The sequence below is a fragment of the uncultured Chloroflexus sp. genome (assembly GCF_937951745.1).
Classification (GTDB): domain Bacteria; phylum Chloroflexota; class Chloroflexia; order Chloroflexales; family Chloroflexaceae; genus Chloroflexus.
Window position 1 is genome coordinate 1 of record NZ_CALFBQ010000008.1, and the last position, 17,037, is coordinate 17,037.

Consider the following 17,037-nt stretch of genomic DNA (forward strand, 5'->3'; position numbering starts at 1 on the left):
GATTACCAGCGCCTACTAGAGATGTACCGCCTGCTGCGCGCCGCTTACGAGCCGCACGTCCAAGTGGACAAATCCTTCTTGCGCAAGACTGCCGAAATCGTTCAGCAGCACAGTCACGTCGGCGCCATTCGCGAACCGCAAACGACCTACGAATTGGGGCCAGCAGCACTGCTGAACCTACTGCGTGCGGAAAAACCTGAAACGGTCAAAGTCTTCAACTTGCTCAAAGAATTGCACCATTTGGTAGACGAACAGGGGAGCACCGCGCCCTACCTGCTCTCGATTGGCGAGCGTGCCGAGGAAATCCGCCGCCGCTTCGAGGAACGCCAAATCGAATCAGAGCAAGCGCTGCGTGAACTAGAGGAGCTGGTGCGGCAACTCCAAGAGGCCGAAGAAGAACGCCGCAGCAAGATGGGCGATCTGTCCGATCGTCCCTACGCGCCCCAAGCCTTTGCTGTCGAGTGGTGGCTGCGCACTCATCAAATTGACCCTGGGCAGGCGCTTCAGGTGGCGCAAGCGATGGAAACCGCCTTTGCCAAATTCCCACATTGGACGAGCAACCGTAGACACGAGAGTGAGCTACGTGCTCGACTCTATCGCGCCTTGCTGAACATCGGCGTTCGGGATGTGGTCCCCTGGGCCGATGCCATCCTGAACCTGCTGCGGAGGTCAAGCAGATGAGAAAAGCTGCATCCTCTGAATGGCAGACCTTGGAACAGGCTGTCCCAATTGATCTCTTTCGTGCCGAGGTAACAGCTTGGGCAAAACACCTTGAGGTCTCGCCACGTGAGATCCATATCCGTCCAATGAAGCGCAAATGGGCAAGTTGTTCTTCACGTGGCCGGCTTACATTCGATACCGATTTGCTTCGCCAACCAGCCGAATTCCGTCGCGAGGTTATTATCCACGAACTACTACACCTTAAAGTTCCTAATCATGGAAAGGTTTTTAAAGCGCTGCTCAGAGCCTACCTAGAATCAGCAAAAACGAGTGTTCTTACCGAGAGCAAATAGTGAATAGTGAGGAGCGAATATGTGGGAGGGCGTCATTGCGCAGCACCGCATCCAATCTATTCTATTACTACACCATTCCGACCCTTAACAAAAACACTGACCACGCGCCATGCCCCATAGGAGCACACCGTCGTGCCCCACCACCGTATGACCCCCATCGCCGCGTGCCCACATCCTTTAGGATACCCCAGACACTGCATCCTCCCACCCTTACCCCAACCACCAACGTGGTACAATACGAGCAAATAGATTGCCAACAGTAAATCGCTTTGCGCCCTTGCCGTGAGCTTTCTCTATCACACCGCTATGCAGCCCACCACAACATCCATCCTCATCGTCGGCGCCGCCGACACCGGACGCGCACCGATCGCCGTTGCGCTGCTACGCCGCATAGCGCAAGCACACAGTTACCAATGGCACATTGCCTCGGCTGGCGTTGTCGGTCACGACGACGACCCATTGCAACCAGCGGCGCGCGATGCGTTGGCCGTGCTCGGCATTGATTGCGAGGAACACATTGCGCGCTCGCTCACTGCCGAGCTGGTCGAGAACGCTGATCTGTTGATCGCTATTGACAGCGGCATCGCCCGTGTAGTACGCGGTCGTTACCCACAAGCACGAGTCGTTACCCTCGGCGAACTGGCCGGACGGGCGCGGGATATTCCCGATCCCGCCGGGATGCAGGTCGGCGCGTGGCTGCACTATAGCCGCGAAATGGAACAGTTGCTGCACGAGGGGTTTGCGCGCATTGTTGCTATGCTCAGCGGTAAAACTGCACCGGCACCGCCGGAACCGGCAGCAGCGCCGCCGCTAACTCCGCCAGCCCCAGCGCAACCGCCTGCCGAACGGCAAGCCATCTGTACTCGCGCCACCCGCCTGATCGATGCGATACAGGCTATGCCTGACGTGATCGACTGGCCGGCAGCGCGTGGCCGCATTCAAAGCACCTTAGCCGAACTCGTCTCACTGGTGACCGAACCAAACGACCTTACGACCCTTTACGTCGAAGCGATCAACCTCTGGCTCACACGGCAAACCAGTATGCCCGCTACCAACCAGCTCGAACGCCTGCGCGCCGCCATCGAGCGTGTGCAACAGCCGGTCGGTCAAGCTGAGGTAGCCGAGGTCATGCGCTGGGGAATCGAGAAGTAAGAGGCCCCCACCGGAACCGCCACCGTCCCCGTAGGGACGCAGCGATGCCGCGCCCCACCCCGCGCCACACCGTCACCCCACTACCCCGCCGATCACTGCCCACCCTATCACCACTGCCCACGGCGGAACCTGCCAAAGGTGCAGTGCAGCAAAGGCGCTTATCGCCAGCGCAACATCAATCGGGCCACGGATCGCACTGGTAATCACTGGCTGATACAAGGCCGCTAGCAAAATACCCACCACTGCTGCATTGATCCCATTCATCGCCGCTTGTGCCGCCGGCTGCGCGCGCAACTCAGCCCAAAAGGGCAATGCCGCCCATACCAGCAAAAACGACGGTAAAAAGATTGCGATCAGTGCCAATATTCCGCCAAGCCAACCACTGGGAGGCACCGCCACCACCGCCCCAAGGTAGGCGCTGAAGCTGAGCAATGGCCCCGGCAGCGCCTGCGCTGCGCCATAGCCAGCAATGAAAGTCTCGGCATTGAGCAAGCCCGACCCGACCACAACCGGTTCGAGCAGCGGTAAGACCACGTGTCCGCCGCCAAACACTAACGATCCGCTGCGCACCATGCCGGCCAACAAGACCAAGGTCGTATTGTCACTAAAGGTTGCTAACAATGAACCGCCGAGCACAACAGCGAACAGTGCCCCGAACGCAAGGCCAGTACGTGGTGTAATTGGTGATAACACCACTGCCCCATTACGATCCGCTGCCCTCAGCAATCGCCATCCTGCCACCCCACCCAACCCGATCACCAGTAGTTGCACCCATGCATCCGGCCAGATCAGTAATAACATCGCCGCTCCAATCGCAATACTGGCTCGCAGCCGGTCTGGACAGAGGCGCTGTGCCATCTGCCAGATTGCCTGTGCGACTACAGCTACTACGACCACTTTCAACCCGTGCAACCAACTGCTGGCCGGGTCGCCCAGTACTTTCACTCCATACGCTACGCCGATCATGATCAGCGCCGACGGTAACGTAAAACCAAGCCATGCCGCTAGTCCGCCAGCTAAACCAGCACGTATAGAACCAATGGCAATCCCGACTTGACTACTGGCCGGGCCGGGCAAAAACTGACTCAACGCGATCAGATCGGCATACGTTGCCTCGTCGATCCAGCGCCGTCGCTCAACCAGTTCGGTGCGAAAATAACCAAGATGAGCCACCGGCCCACCGAATGAGGTCAATCCTAAGCGCAGAAATACGAGGAAGATGGTGAGAGGTGAAATCATTGAGAATACCCGCAAGGCATAACGTTCAGCTACTGACAGCTCCTGATTCGCAACAGACCAGCCGTGTGCCCTAACGCTAGGCAGGAGATACCCGTGTACTCTTCGCGCTGCTTATTCACCGTCAAACTGTTTCCTGTTGTACCATGCACACACTGCCTGCAACGGGCAACCATCATGCCGATCAAGAAAACTGTTACGTCCCGGCTGGCGTGAATAGACCCGTCGCGCCGGCGGGCCATCACAGCGGGGCCGCACCAAACAATAACGCACAGCCAATTCATTCAATTGGGCATGGAAATCAGCCAACAACACCGGATCAGATGGCAATTCCTTGGCAATCGCCTGTTGCACTTGGCCGTAGCTCGCCCGCTCCCACGCAAGCCGATCCGGCGCAAGACGAGCAAAGATGCGACGAGTATAAGCGTCAACCACAAACAGGGGATGCTGACCGGCGTAAAGTAAGATCACATCTGCTGTCTCTGGCCCAATCCGCGGCAACTGTAACAGTTCGGTCCGCAGCGTCGCCGTCGGGCGGCTAAGCATGGTTGCCAGATCGCCATACCGTTCTTGAATAGCGCGGGCCAGCGCGATCAAACCGCTCGCCTTTTGCCGGTAAAACGCACAAGGATAGATCAACGCCGCCAACTGCTCGGCTTCAACATCCGCCAATGCCGCCAGATCAAGCAAACCGGCGGCGTGCATGCGCACCACCGCCGCTTCTACCGTCTCCCAGCGCGTCTGCTGCACCAGCACCGCGCCGATCACTATCTCAAGCTGTGGCCGATCACTAATGATCGGCCACCACGGACTAGAAGCCTCTGGCCCATACAGCGGGCCGAAGTGAGCCACTAGCCGGTGGTAGATATCAATGATCCGCTGCATCATCATTGCTAAACACAAAGGCGCGCCGAGAGCACGAGACGCCCATCACCCTCGCTGCGCGCCTTGGCGTTGAACACTTTATACCGTTGGCATCGCACCTTGCACCGCTACCGGCATATACATATCGCGCAGGTAATCGGCCAGCATCCGGCGCGTGCTAAAGATTGGCGCGACCGTTGCGACAGCCTCTTTGCAAATCTGCACCCACTCCACCGGAATACCGTTCGCGTCACGATTGTCGTAATAGCGCGGTACAATCTCGTGTTCGAGCAGGTGATAGAGCGACTGCGCATCATTCCAGTCTTGCTCGTCTTGATTGGCATACTCGCGCTCGTCCCCGATCGCCCAACCGTTCCGCCCATTGTACGCCTCTGGCCACCAGCCATCGAGCACCGAACAATTCGGCACGCCGTTCAAGCTAGCCTTCATCCCGCTGGTGCCGCTGGCTTCATACGGACGGCGCGGATTGTTGAGCCAGACATCAACCCCCTGCACTAACGCTCGCCCAACCGCTATATCGTACTCCTCGAGGAAGACGATCCGGCCAGCTAAGCCCGGTTGCATCGATAGCCGGTAGACATCTTGGATGAATTGCTTTCCCGGATCATCTTTGGGATGGGCTTTACCAGAGAAGATAATCTGCACTGGTTTGCCCGGTCGATTGAGAATGGCCTTCAGTCGCTCAATATCTTTGAACAGCAACGTCGCCCGCTTGTACGTCGCAAACCGGCGGGCAAAGCCGATGGTAAGAATGTTCTCTTCGAGCACTGGCCACACCGGCGCCGGAATGCCGAGCCGCATGTAGTGCTGTTGCAGGCGTTGGCGACTGAACGCGATCAGATCGCTCTTGAGCTTTTGGCGCGTGCGCCAGAAGGTTTCGTCAGGAATCTGGTATACCTTCCGCCAAAGTTGCGGATCATCGAGATTATCTTCCCAATGCTTCCCAAGGTATGAATTGTAGAGCGTGCGCATTTCGGGTGCCAACCACGTCGCGGTATGCACACCGTTCGTAATCGAAGTAATCGGTACCTCGTCCTGAGCACGTCCGGGGTAGAGCCATTGCCACATCCCGCGCGCCACGTGGCCGTGCAGCTTGCTCACGCCGTTGTGGTAGGCCGAGAAGCGCAGCGCCAGCGCCGTCATGGCGAAGGTCGGCCCCCAGTGCTGCTCTTGCAAGGCCAGATTCATAAACTCATCGCGGGTGAGGTTAAGCTGCGGCCAGAAGCTCCAGAAGAACTTCTCGATCATTGGTAGCGGGAAGGCATCGTTGCCCGCCGGTACCGGGGTGTGGGTGGTAAAGACGCAGTGCGCTTTGACCTGTTCCATTGCCTCTTCAAAGCTGTAGCCTTGCGCTACCAGCTCGCGGCACAGCTCAAGCACAAGGAAGGCCGAATGGCCTTCATTCATGTGCCAGACAGTCGGTCTGTAGCCAAGCCGGCGCAACGCGCGCACACCACCGATCCCCAACACTAGCTCTTGCGAGATGCGCATCTCTTGGTCGCCGCCGTACAGCCGCGCCGATAACTCGCGATCTTGCGGGCTGTTCGGGTGGATGTCGGTATCCATCAAAAGTAACTCGGTGCGACCCACCTGAAATTTGTAGACTTTGGCATAAATTGTGCGTCCGGGCAGTTCAACTTCAACCACCACCTCGCGACCTTCGGGATCGAGCGCGGGCAACGCCGGCACGTCGGCAAAGTTGAGCTTGTTGTACTCGGCATGTTGCCAACCGCTCTGATCGAGTCGCTGCCGGAAGTACCCCTGCGGGTAGATGAAGCCGACACCGACCAGCGGAATCCCCATATCGCTGGCCTCTTTGATGTGATCGCCCGACAAAATGCCCAAACCGCCCGAATAGATCGGCAAACTCTCGTGCAGGCCAAACTCGGCGCTAAAGTAAGCGATCAGCGTGTCTTTCGAGTCAGGGTAATGCTTGCTAAACCATGTCTTCTTGGCGCTCATGTAGCTGTCAAAACTTTTGAGCACCGCGTCGTACCGCTTGAGATACGCTGGATCGTTTGCCGCTGCTTCGAGTTTGCGCTGACGAACATCGCGGAGAAATTCGACCGGATTGTGATACACCAATTCCCATAGCTCCGAGTCGATCGATCGGTACAAGTCTTGCGCTTCAGGATGCCACGTCCACCAGAGATTGTAGGCAAGCTCACGGAGCCGAGCAATCCGTTCCGGACAGGGCGTGAACAGGATCTCGTGTTCAAACCGTAGCATGGTTTCCTCACATCATCATCTGATGCTAACCACCGGCGATACCGGCATGATAACAGGATCTTGCTTGTAACCGCCACTCATGATCGCATGTGGATTCGAGAGTAGAAAATGACGGCTTGTCTGCATTGTAGCCGCTGAAGGCGAATTTGTCCACTATGCAACTAATTTCTGTGCGATTCCCGCCCGATCCGTGTCAATCCGTCCTATCCGTGCGCATCTGTTTCCTATCCCCCACGTCACCACTCCTGCTATAATAGCCGCGATATCCAACGTTGCACCGGCTCAGCACATGGCATGAACCATCTTCTCACCAGTCACTGGGCAATCGAGTTGCCGAGCGATCATTCTACGGCCCAGTTTGCCGCTCACGAGTTGCGCCGTGCCCTCCAACGGATGGGAGGGCCGGTGTTGCCAATCACCGGCGCTGCCGCCGGCCCGCGCATCGCGTTGCGCCACGGTCCCGACGGTGATGGCTTTGTGCGCATGGCCGATGAGCGCGGTCTGGTGTTGATCGGTGAAGGGCCGCGCGGCTTGCTCTACGCGGTCTATAGCTTACTAGAAGCGTTGGGATGGCGTTGGATTGGCCCCGGCCCCGCCGATGAGCATGTGCCGCGCTGGGCCCAAATTCGCTTGCCTGCCGCAACGGTTGCCGAGCAACCAGCATTCGCGCGCCGCGGGTTGGTGATCGGGCACGATCTCTTTCTCGCGCAGGCCGAAGCGTGGATCGCATGGGCGGCGCGGGCACGACTCAACACGATCTTCGTTCATACCATTGGCACCAGCGGGATGCCGCTCGGTGCATGCCGCTGGCGCTACTGGCAGCAACGCCGCCAACGACTCTGGCCGCTGATCGAAGAACGCGGCTTACGCCTCGAAATCGGCGGCCATCATCTGCGCGACGCCGTGCCACGTCAGCTCTTCCGCCAGCAACCCGATCTGTTCCGTCACGATGGTCGCCGGCGGGTGACCAGCGGCAACCCTTGCCCGACCAACCCAGCCACGCAAGCTATCGTGCGCGATTGGGCGCGTGGGTTGTTCGCCGCCGAACCCAACGCCAGCGTGTATCACCTCTGGCCAGAAGACCGACTCGGCGGCGGCTGGTGTGTATGTTCGCGTTGCGCTGCACTCTCGCCGTCTGATCAGTCCTTGATCCTTGTCAATGTAATGGCCGCGGCCTTGGCCGAATGCAACCCTACAGCCCGTATTTCCTTCCTCGCCTACCACGACACCTTTGCCCCGCCGCAGCAGATCGCGCCGGCAGTCAATGTCGAAGTGGTGATTGCGCCACGCCAACGCTCGTATGCCGCCGGGATCAGCGACACAACCAACCCGGTCAACGGGCCGCTGGCCGAGCAGATTGCCGCCTTGCGCGTCTCCTTCCCTGCTGGCGCGAGCATGTTTGAGTACTACCTCGACGGAATTTTGTTCAAATCGGCTTTGCCGCCGCTCGGCCCGACCATCGCCGCCGATCTGCGCGCCTACTACGAGTGGGGGCTTGACGGCGTTCACGTTTTGCTAACTGGCGACCGGCCATGGCTAGCGGTTGGCCCCAACCCGCACAGCTTCGCGGCGCTGGCATGGCAACCGCAACGCGAATCGGCGGCGCTGCGCGGTGAATACGCTGCGACCCGCGCCCCTGCTACAGCGGCATTGCTCGACACGGCCTACGCCGCCCTAGAGACGGCGTGGCGGCATGCCCTTGCCATCAAGCCCGCCGACGTGCGCCGCCAACACGACGGCCACCGGCGCGACCCGGTTGCGCACCCGCCGCGCGACATCCTCGACAGCTATGATACGCCGCCGCCCCACTGCGAGCAGCGACTGGCAGCGCTGCACGAGGCGCTGGACGCGCTGCCCGCCGGCGAAGCAGCACTGGCCGCCGCGCAACACACTGCCGTCGCTGAGCAAGCCGCGCTCGCCGCCGATGCCGCCGAATGGTCAGCGAGTGCGTTGCTGCTCCGCTTTCTCGCTGCTCGCCAAGAAGCAGCGGTGGTGCAAGCGCGCCGCGCACCGCTGGCCCGCCAACGACAAGCACTCGCCGCCGCCCGCGCCGCCCACACCGATCTGCTCAACTGGGCCGCCCGCCACGTCCCACCGCCGGCCCGCGCCGGCCATCGCCTGCTGCGCATGTTGCTCGCGCTGCACCTCGATCAACTTGAGAGCCGCATTGCGCTGCCGTGGCGCAGCGCGCGGCTACGCTGGCAACGCTGGCGCGAATTGGTGCTGTTGTTGGCAAGATTGTGGTGGCAATGGCAGAGGTGATCGAAGGGTAAGAGGAGGCGAGCAACTCTAGATTTATTCGCCCACTCATCGTAAGATACGCGCTTTAATGTCTGGCGAAAGCCATATGCCTGAGCTGGCTAACCTCGATACATTCGGTCTAAGGTGCGCAATGAGACCATAGGTTTTAGCTTCCAACAAGACCTTCTATGTGCCCCACACGCGCAGACTCGCTCCCGGCGCAATACGGCGCGCCAAAGCGTTATCAAGCAGCACGAGCCGGTCTGGATACTCTAACGCCGCCAGTCCCTTAAGCTGATACCAGCCATTCCGAAGGCGTCGTTGGATTGACCGCGCATAGCCAATCCGTTACAGAAGGCACATCACAGCCTTTATTCAGACCAATTTGCAATTCTTTTTTAGATAACCTCCGAACTGCATTCATCAACCGACACCTAGCGACACCCCGGCAATCCTTCCCGCACCGCCATCCCCCCAACCGGGTATAATGAACGTGAGGCATTCTACGACAGAGGGTATGATGACCGCTATGAACGATAACTTCTTTGCTTTTCAATATCACGCCCTCAAGCCACTTGAACGATGGGGCGCCGGGAGCGTGATTGGCGGCGCAGTCTTAGCTTTGCTCCCCGGTTTCTGGCGTCACTTCGGCTTACAGGCGATCAGTTGGGGTGTCATTGACTGGCTGCTGGCGATTGCTGGCCGTCGGCAAGCGTTGCTCAAGGCCGAAGATTTGGTTGCCGGCGATCTCGACGAATCGGTGGCACACGCCGCTGCTGAACGGTTCCGCACCATCTTGCTCGTCAATGCCGGTCTCGACCTGCTTTACATCGGCGCCGGTCTGTGGCTGCTGCGCACGGCAGGCGATCGTGCCGACCGACGCGGTATGGGCGCTGGCATCCTCGTACAGGGTCTCTTTCTCTTACTCTTTGATAGCATCCTCGCCGCTGAAATCAACCGGCGTTGGATTCCGCCATCGCCATGATCAACCAACGCATCTTTCCACTGTTGCAATGCCCAACCTGCCGGGTACGTCCGCTCATTGTCGAAGCCGGTGGCGTGCGTTGCCCACGCTGCCAGACGCTCTACCCCTTCGGCGATGGCTTCATCGACCTGATGCCGCGCGGGGCCGAGTTCGATTACGTTTCTAAGTACGTCACCGACGAAGAGCAGTTGGCCGCTGAGCTTGACTACCGCGAACTGGCGCCGCCGCTGTTGGCCGCTGGCGTGCGCGACCGCACTCTGCGCCGCTTGATGCGCTGGCGTAAGAACGATGTGGTGCTGGATAACGGCTGCGGTACCGCCAAGCATGCCGTCTGGAACGCCAAGTATGTCGGGTTGATGGTAGGTTCCGATCCGGCGACGCTCTTTGCCGATGAAGCGGTGCGCACGGTGACGCTAGCCAAAGCCGATTCGCGTATGTTGCCTTTCGCCGACGGTAGTTTCGATAAGGTCTTCGCCATCGACATCCTTGAACATTTCCCGCTGCCGGTGATCGATGCCTATCTGGCTGAAACGGCCCGCGTGCTGCGCCCCGGCGGGCGTATGCTGGCCTTCTCGAACACCCGCGAACGCTCGCCGATCCAACCGGTTATTGACATTAGCCGCCATATCGGTCGCCTATTCGTCAAAGCCGGCGTCTACGATTTTGAACGCGAAAAGCTGCGCAAGTCTGACCATATCAAAGCACTCGAAACGTGGGAAGACGTGCTGGCCGCTTTCGAGCGGGCTGGATTACGCCCGGTGAAAGTCATTTTCTGGAACAGCCTGTTTACAACGTTTGTGGAACATGTGCTGATGAAGCTCGGCGAGGCGATCATCGGGCGCGCACGCGGGCGCAAGGTAGCCAACAATCTGCCGGCAAGAGTAAGCGCCGGCGCAGCTCGCGAGATCCGCGCGCGCCAGCGTATGCGCGGCTATTTACGCAACAAGGGGCCGGTCTACTACGTCTTGCTCGCCGTGACGTTGTTGATGGAGCTTGACCTGTGGCTGTTTGGCTGGATGCGCTGCGGCAGCTACTTTATTCTGGTCGAAAAGCCACGGGGGTGAGGTTTACCGCCGCAGGCGCAGAGGATGAAGAATAGTCACAAAAAGACGCAAAAGACACAACAATTTTTTGTGTTTCTTGCGTCTCTTCGTGGCTATTCAAACAGCAGGGGCTGAAATTGCCACAAACAGACACAAAAACCCTTACCACTCTTTTCGTGTCTTTTGTGTCTCTTCGCGGCTATTCAAACAATGGAGCGATCTGAATGATCAGCTACCGGCAACTCACCCCAACCGACTTCGAGCAATTCTGGGCGCTTGACAGCTACGCTTTCGCCCGCCAGTACCACCGTGGTCGCTACACGCCGGACGTCATCGCCCAACTGCGCGGGTTATTCATTAATGGCGAGCACGTGGCCCAATTGCAGATCATGCCGTTTCAGATGCAGGCCGGCAACGGCGAGTTGCCGGTGGGTGCGATCGGCAGCGTAGCGACATGGCCGCAGCATCGCCGGCGCGGCTATGCCGAGCAGCTCTTGCGCCACGCCTGCAACGAATTGCGCGAGCGCGGCGCAGTGCTAGCCCTTCTCCACCCCTTCCGCCATGACTTCTACCACCGGCTAGGTTGGGCACTGGCCGGCGAACGGCGCTTGGTGCAGCCTACCCCGGCCCATCTGCGCGCCTTTCAGTCCGCTCCCGGCGTGTATATCCCCGTCGGCCCCACCCACATCGCCGAACTTGATGTCATCTACCGCGGCGCGTTGCGCGGGCGCTACGGCCCACTGGCGCGCTCACCGGAATGGTGGCAGGTCGATGTCTTGCAAACGTGGAGCGGCGAACCCTACCACGCCTTCATCTGGCGCGATGAGCAGGGCAATGGGCGTTCGTACCTGATCTACCGCTTTGAACGCAGCGATAATGGCGACCGCCTTGTCTGCCGCGATATTGTTGCCCTTGACCCGCAGGCCCGCGCCCAACTCTTCGTCTTCATCGCCCGCCACGCCGATCAGATCGTCGCCGCCGAGATTCCTACCCCGATTGACGCCCCACTCAATGCGTTACTACCCGCACCGGCGCCAACCACCGTTGTGCCGCTCTTTATGCAGCGCGTCCTCGACGTGCAACGCCTGCTCAGCCTCTATCCCTTCGCCAACACAACAGGCCAGCTTACCATCCAGATCGCCGATGACTGGATCACGGATAACGCCGGACGCTATCAGCTCGCGTGGCACAATGGCCGCACCACCGTCACCCGCCTCGGCTCCGGTGAGGGAGATCTCGCCTGCACCAGCGCCACCCTTAGCCAACTCCTCAGCCGCTACCTCCGCCCCCGCACCGCCGCCGCTTTCGGCCTGCTCAGCGTAAGCGACCGGCGTGCGCTGGCCCTGCTCGAACAGGCGCTGGCCGGCTTGCCGCCGTTTTGCGGTGATTATTGGTAGAGGCTCAACCCATTCCCTCATTGACACTCTCGCCAATCTGTGCCAAGATCGAGCGGTTGCGTGAAGGTTGGCCGCTGGATGGAGTTTTATCACTATGCTGCGCCCACTCTATGTCTCGCCGCTTGGTCGCGGCGGCGTCGATTTTGGCATTCAGAATATCACCCGCGCCGTGCAAGGCGCCGGTTTGTCGCCGCAGTTGCTGCGCTTGCCAGAACTGTACAACTTTCTACCTATGCTCATTCCTAATACGTTGCCCGCCGATGTGGCCCGCCGCTTCGATATTGTGCAGGGCCGCTCGCGGGTTGCATTTAGCCTGCGCGGGTATGGTTTGCCGGTGGTAACGACGGTACACCACCTCACCACCGACCCGGCTCTACAACCCTACAGCTCGTTGGCCCAGCGTCTCTTCTACCGGCTGGTCGAGTCACGCTACGATGGCATGTCCATCGCCTACGCCGATGCGGTGGTCTGCGTCAGCCGCTACACCCAGCGCATGGTGGAGATGACCTACGGACGCCGTGATACAGTGCTGATTTATGACGGCATTGATACTGATGTTTTTGTGCCACCGCCGGGTATGGTTCGCCGCGACGATGGCTTGCCGCCGAGTAATGCCCGCATCCGCCTGCTCTTTGTCGGCAATCGTACCCGCCGCAAAGGGTTCGATCTGCTGCCCCGAATTATGGATCGGCTGCCGGAGGACTACGTACTCTACTACACCGGCGGCTTTCAAGGGCGCGATGCCGGCTCGCCCCATCCGCGCATGATCTCAATCGGTTCGCCTGACCGGGCCGGCTTGGTGGCAGCCTACCAGAGCTGCGATATCTTGCTTTTCCCCTCGCGGCTGGAAGGGTTTGGGATTGTCCCCGCCGAAGCACTGGCCTGTGGCCGTCCGGTGGTGACAACCAACGTTGCCGCGCTGCCCGAAGTGGTTGACGACGGGCAGAATGGCTTCTTGGTCGCTCGCGACGATGTAATCGGCTACGCCGAAAAGGTGCGCACGCTCGGTGAAGACGCGGCGCTTCGCCGCCGCTTCGGTGAACACGGGAGAGAGAAGGTTGTCGCTAATTTCGGCTACGGCCCGCTTGGCGAGGGGTTCACGCGGCTGTATACCCGCTTGTTAGGGCGCGAGGGATGATCTAACGCAAAGGATGCGGAGAGCGCAAAGCCCACCAAGATATTGTGAGATTGGGCTAGAAGTGTCCTTGTGCCGCCTCCATACCAAACCTTCGCGCTCTCTGCGCCTTTGCGTTTACCCCTTTGCAACCTTAGCGTCTTTGTGTGTACTCCTTCGCGCCTTCCTTATCGCGGCTCGGTAATTACCGTGCCGGCAAATGGCCGCCGGTGGTTGAGGAAGAGCAAAATCGCGCACAGCACAATCGCGATCACGCTCACCAACTGCGCTACCCGAATACTGCCCTCGCACGAACCGCCAACCCCGCTCGTGCATAAGCTATCGATCCGCAACCCTTCAATCCAAAATCGCCCACTTGAATAGATGATTCCGTACAAAAACAGCAGATCACCCGGATTGAGCCGGCGCCGTTCGGGCGGAGCTAAGCGACCAAACCGGCGATCAAGCCAGAGCAATAAGCCCACTCCGACCAGATTCCACACCGATTCGTAGAGAAAGGTCGGATGGAAGAGGGTTGTAATCGGATAGGTTGTGAGATCGTTGTACGGCGGTACCCGATATTCGGGATCGATCCGCAACCCGAATGGCAAATCGGTCGGGCGGCCATAGGCTTCTTGATTAAAAAAATTTCCCCACCGTCCAATGCTCTGGGCCAGCAAGAAACCGGGCACACAGACATCGAGCCAATCCCAATACGGCAATTTAGCGTAGCGCGTATAAATCACGGTCGAGAGCAGCGCGCCGATAATCGCGCCATGGATCGCGATCCCGCCAGTGGTGAGGTTGAACGCGCTCCATGGATTAGGCGCGAACCGTTCCCACTCAAAGGCGACGTAATAGATCCGCGCGCCGGAAATGCCGAGGATCAAACCTAACATCAACTGGTTCCAGACGTGATCGGGGTGATAGCCGCGCGCAACCGCCCGCCGCGACGCCAGTAGGGCCGCAATCAACGCCCCGGTCATGATGATTGCGCCATACCAGCGCACCACGATCGGGAACCCAAACAGGGTAAAGCTTATCAAAAATGGATCGTCAGGTGGGTAGAGAACCATACTTTCTCCAGCATCATACCTTGTTGTAGCAACATAGCACACTACGCCGCTACAACGACGCCGCATAGCGCACTGCGTTGCGGAAGATTTGCAAACCGTCACCCTCCCGCCGTGCGGGTTCGCGCGTCCAGCGTGGATGCTGGTGCGGCAACACCGCATTTTCCGGGTGCGGCATCAGGCCCAACACATTGCCCTGCGCATTGCACAAGCCGGCAATGTTGTGCGGCGAGCCATTGGGATTGGCCGGATAACCCTCGCCAACATAGCGCAGCGCCACCAAGCCAGCGGCTTCCAATTCAGCTAACGTTGCCTGATCACGCACCGCGATCCGGCCCTCGCCGTGAGCGACCGGCACTTCGATCGGGCGTTCGATACCGGAGGTAAACAAGCAACGGCTGTTACTTACCGCTTCCAACTGCACCCAGCGACATTCAAACTGACACGACTCATTCGTCGTGAGTGTGACCCGCGGCGCTTGGCGGGTGGGGCCGGGCAACAAGCCAGCCTTGACCAACACCTGAAACCCGTTGCAAATCCCGATCACCGGGCGACCATCAACCACAAATCGCTCTAACTCCTCGCCAAGGCGATGGATCAGATCAACCGCCAACAACCGGCCAGCGCCGAGATGATCGCCATACGAAAAGCCGCCGGGGATGACTAATAATGCATAATCGGCCAACTTTACCGAACCTTCGGCAATTCGGTTGACATGCACCCGTTCCGGACGCGCGCCGGCCAACTCGCAGGCCAGCGCCGCGTCGGCATCGCGATTGATGCCGGGAGCGCGCAAAATGAGAGCTTTCAGTTCCACCGAAACTCCATCTCCACCTCACCGATCTGGATCAGATCACCCGATTTCAACCGTTGCGGCACATTCGGCGGGATCAAGACCCCGTTAATCCGGGTGCCGTTGGTGCTCTGCTGATCGGTGAGGGTATAGTGATCGCCGCGCCGCTCGATAATGGCGTGCAGACGCGAGGCGATCCCACGGTCGTGTTCAGCCAGATCCAATTCAGGAAAGTGAGCGCGACGCGGATCGCGCCGGCCAATCCGCACCGGCGAGTGGTCGAGCACCATCTCCCAGTGGCGGTAAGGTGAACGGACGATCAAGCGGGCCGGCGGCAAGATCGGCGCAGCAGTGGCAACCGGCCCGATTCGTTGTAGCGCGGTACCGCAACCGGCGCAAAACCGGGCCTGCGGCTTATTGACCCTCCCACACTTTTCACACACCACCCCATCTGCTGGCGCCGGCGTGACCGGCGGCGGGGCAACCACCGGCGGCGGGGCCGGGGGAACCACCGGTTTAACTGGCGGCACCGGCGCCATCTGCACCGTCGGATCGACATACGGCCTCTTGAGACGCTTGTGCAGCGCCTGCTCAAACTCGGCGCAACTGGCAAACCGCTGCTCGCGTTCGAGACTCATAGCCCGAATAATAATTGCCTCGGTTTCCGGGGCTACCGAGCGGTTTATGCGCGTGATCTCGCCACGGCGCGGCGGCTGCAACGGGATCGGCGGCATCGCCGTCAGCAGGTGCAGCATAGTCGCCCCAAGCGCATAAATATCCGAACGGGCATCGGTCTGCCCTTTGCCGTACTGTTCGGGTGGCGCATACCCGGCTGATCCCATCGCGATCGTGTCTTTCGACTTGCCAATCTTGTGCTTACGAGCCACGCCAAAGTCGATCAGTTTGAGCACGCCGTCCGGGGTTAGGATTACATTTGGCGGCTTGAGGTCACGGTAGATGATTGGCGGCTGGCGCGTGTGCAGGTAGTGTAACACCCGGCAGAGCTGAATCCCATAGCCGATCACTTGTTGTTCGAGCATCGGTGCATTCGCCTCGCGAATCATTGCCTCAAGCGTCTTGCCCGGCACAAACTCCATGATCATCGTCGGGCGACCTTCATACTCGAATAGATCGATCACCACCGGCAGATTCGGAAACGAGAGCGAACGCAGCAATTCAGCCTCTTGCAGGAAGAGCTGGCGCGCCTCGAGCAACTCTTCGGCAGTCACCTCACCGGCGGGTCGCATCTCCTTCAGCGCCCAAATGCTGCCATCACTCACCCGCCGCACACGATAGACCGCACCCATCCCACCTCGCCCGATCAGGTTGAGGATAGTGTAGGCATCATCAGTGCCACGCACCGTTACATTGTCTGCTAGCCGGTCAAGTGTGAACATAACGGGCTACTGTATCATTGCTGTGCTAGAGCAATTATACCACCCCCCTCTCTTTTCCGTGGGAGAGGGGACACGGGGTACGGTTGTGAGGGGCACACAGTGCAGAGCACGCAAACACCTTACGGCCGTGCGGCGCACATATCGCGTCACGCGCATTGCACAGACGGGCCAGCACGGTTGGGATACAGGTCTGTATGCGCCGTTCTAGACTGGTGCGTCCCATCACCCTCTCCTTCTGGCACACGAGGGAGGTCTAGTAAGCGGAGGCTCGGGTTGACACGTCGCGCTCGAATCTCCCTTCAAGGTGGAGGCACACCACAAGGTGGGTCACACCGCACCGGCCGTATCGTTACACCGTAGGGGCACAGCATACTGTGCCCCCTACAGTACCCCTACGGTGCGGCACACAACGTTCAATACCATAAGGACGGGATACATGCCGTTGTTCGGCATAAGGACGGTCAATGCATATGCAACGG

At 59.5% G+C, this 17,037-nt stretch carries 14 protein-coding genes and 1 pseudogene; 8 read left to right on the top strand and 7 right to left on the bottom strand.

The window, feature by feature from the left end; all coding sequences use genetic code 11:
* The 3 genes and pseudogenes from Q1A59_RS02920 to Q1A59_RS02930 form a co-directional block, all read left to right on the top strand.
* Positions 1–681: pseudogene (locus tag Q1A59_RS02920) on the top strand (type I restriction endonuclease subunit R); the annotation flags it as partial.
* On the top strand, positions 678–1,013 hold the full coding sequence (locus Q1A59_RS02925) for a M48 family metallopeptidase (RefSeq protein ID WP_298482954.1): 336 nt from the start codon (positions 678–680) through the stop codon (positions 1,011–1,013). The pseudogene Q1A59_RS02920 and the gene Q1A59_RS02925, both read left to right, overlap by 4 nt.
* A 306-nt stretch (positions 1,014–1,319) precedes the next feature.
* A complete protein-coding gene (locus Q1A59_RS02930; protein WP_298402858.1) occupies positions 1,320–2,165 on the top strand; it encodes a low molecular weight phosphatase family protein in 846 nt (281 codons plus the stop codon).
* 72 nt (positions 2,166–2,237) lie between these two features.
* Here the strand turns inward: Q1A59_RS02930 and chrA are convergent, their stop codons facing one another.
* From chrA to glgP, 3 genes are all read right to left on the bottom strand, one after another.
* A complete protein-coding gene (gene chrA, locus Q1A59_RS02935) occupies positions 2,238–3,404 on the bottom strand; it encodes a chromate efflux transporter (protein ID WP_298402856.1) in 1,167 nt (388 codons plus the stop codon).
* A 111-nt stretch (positions 3,405–3,515) separates the two neighbouring features.
* On the bottom strand, positions 3,516–4,286 hold the full coding sequence (locus Q1A59_RS02940) for an endonuclease III domain-containing protein (protein ID WP_298402854.1): 771 nt from the start codon (positions 4,284–4,286) through the stop codon (positions 3,516–3,518).
* Positions 4,287–4,364: 78 nt separating this feature from the next.
* Positions 4,365–6,515 (bottom strand): alpha-glucan family phosphorylase, encoded by a 2,151-nt coding sequence (glgP, locus tag Q1A59_RS02945; protein WP_298402852.1) that lies wholly within the window; start codon positions 6,513–6,515, stop codon positions 4,365–4,367.
* A gap of 294 nt (positions 6,516–6,809) precedes the next feature.
* Here glgP and Q1A59_RS02950 point away from each other — a divergent pair, with 294 nt between their 5' ends.
* The gene (locus tag Q1A59_RS02950; protein WP_299643796.1) at positions 6,810–8,777 is read left to right on the top strand and encodes a DUF4838 domain-containing protein; all 1,968 of its coding nucleotides are present in this window, start codon (positions 6,810–6,812) and stop codon (positions 8,775–8,777) included.
* Between the two features lie 45 nt (positions 8,778–8,822).
* On the opposite strand, the gene Q1A59_RS18130 is transcribed toward Q1A59_RS02950, so the two are convergent.
* The gene (locus Q1A59_RS18130) at positions 8,823–8,936 is read right to left on the bottom strand and encodes a hypothetical protein (RefSeq protein WP_366917417.1); all 114 of its coding nucleotides are present in this window, start codon (positions 8,934–8,936) and stop codon (positions 8,823–8,825) included.
* A gap of 337 nt (positions 8,937–9,273) precedes the next feature.
* Here Q1A59_RS18130 and Q1A59_RS02955 point away from each other — a divergent pair, with 337 nt between their 5' ends.
* The 4 genes from Q1A59_RS02955 to Q1A59_RS02970 all read left to right on the top strand — a co-directional run bounded on the left by Q1A59_RS02955 (position 9,274) and on the right by Q1A59_RS02970 (position 13,319).
* Positions 9,274–9,741 (top strand): DUF6992 family protein, encoded by a 468-nt coding sequence (locus tag Q1A59_RS02955; RefSeq protein ID WP_298490633.1) that lies wholly within the window; start codon positions 9,274–9,276, stop codon positions 9,739–9,741.
* Positions 9,738–10,805, top strand: coding sequence for a class I SAM-dependent methyltransferase (locus tag Q1A59_RS02960; RefSeq protein WP_298402848.1), 1,068 nt, complete (start codon positions 9,738–9,740; stop codon positions 10,803–10,805). Before Q1A59_RS02955 ends, Q1A59_RS02960 begins: the two co-directional genes overlap by 4 nt.
* Positions 10,806–11,008: 203 nt before the next feature.
* Positions 11,009–12,181 (top strand): enhanced intracellular survival protein Eis, encoded by a 1,173-nt coding sequence (gene eis / locus Q1A59_RS02965; RefSeq protein ID WP_298402846.1) that lies wholly within the window; start codon positions 11,009–11,011, stop codon positions 12,179–12,181.
* A 94-nt stretch (positions 12,182–12,275) separates the two neighbouring features.
* A complete protein-coding gene (locus tag Q1A59_RS02970) occupies positions 12,276–13,319 on the top strand; it encodes a glycosyltransferase family 4 protein (protein ID WP_298402844.1) in 1,044 nt (347 codons plus the stop codon).
* A gap of 164 nt (positions 13,320–13,483) precedes the next feature.
* Here the strand turns inward: Q1A59_RS02970 and lgt are convergent, their stop codons facing one another.
* From lgt to Q1A59_RS02985, 3 genes are read right to left on the bottom strand one after another with little or no spacing between them, the layout of a single operon-like run.
* Complete coding sequence (gene lgt, locus Q1A59_RS02975; RefSeq protein ID WP_298402842.1) at positions 13,484–14,371, bottom strand: prolipoprotein diacylglyceryl transferase; 888 nt, start codon at positions 14,369–14,371, stop codon at positions 13,484–13,486.
* Between the two features lie 49 nt (positions 14,372–14,420).
* On the bottom strand, positions 14,421–15,185 hold the full coding sequence (purQ, locus tag Q1A59_RS02980; RefSeq protein ID WP_298402840.1) for a phosphoribosylformylglycinamidine synthase I: 765 nt from the start codon (positions 15,183–15,185) through the stop codon (positions 14,421–14,423).
* On the bottom strand, positions 15,176–16,558 hold the full coding sequence (locus Q1A59_RS02985; RefSeq protein ID WP_298402838.1) for a protein kinase domain-containing protein: 1,383 nt from the start codon (positions 16,556–16,558) through the stop codon (positions 15,176–15,178). The genes purQ and Q1A59_RS02985 overlap by 10 nt, the downstream gene beginning before the upstream one ends.
* Positions 16,559–17,037 lie beyond the last annotated feature (479 nt).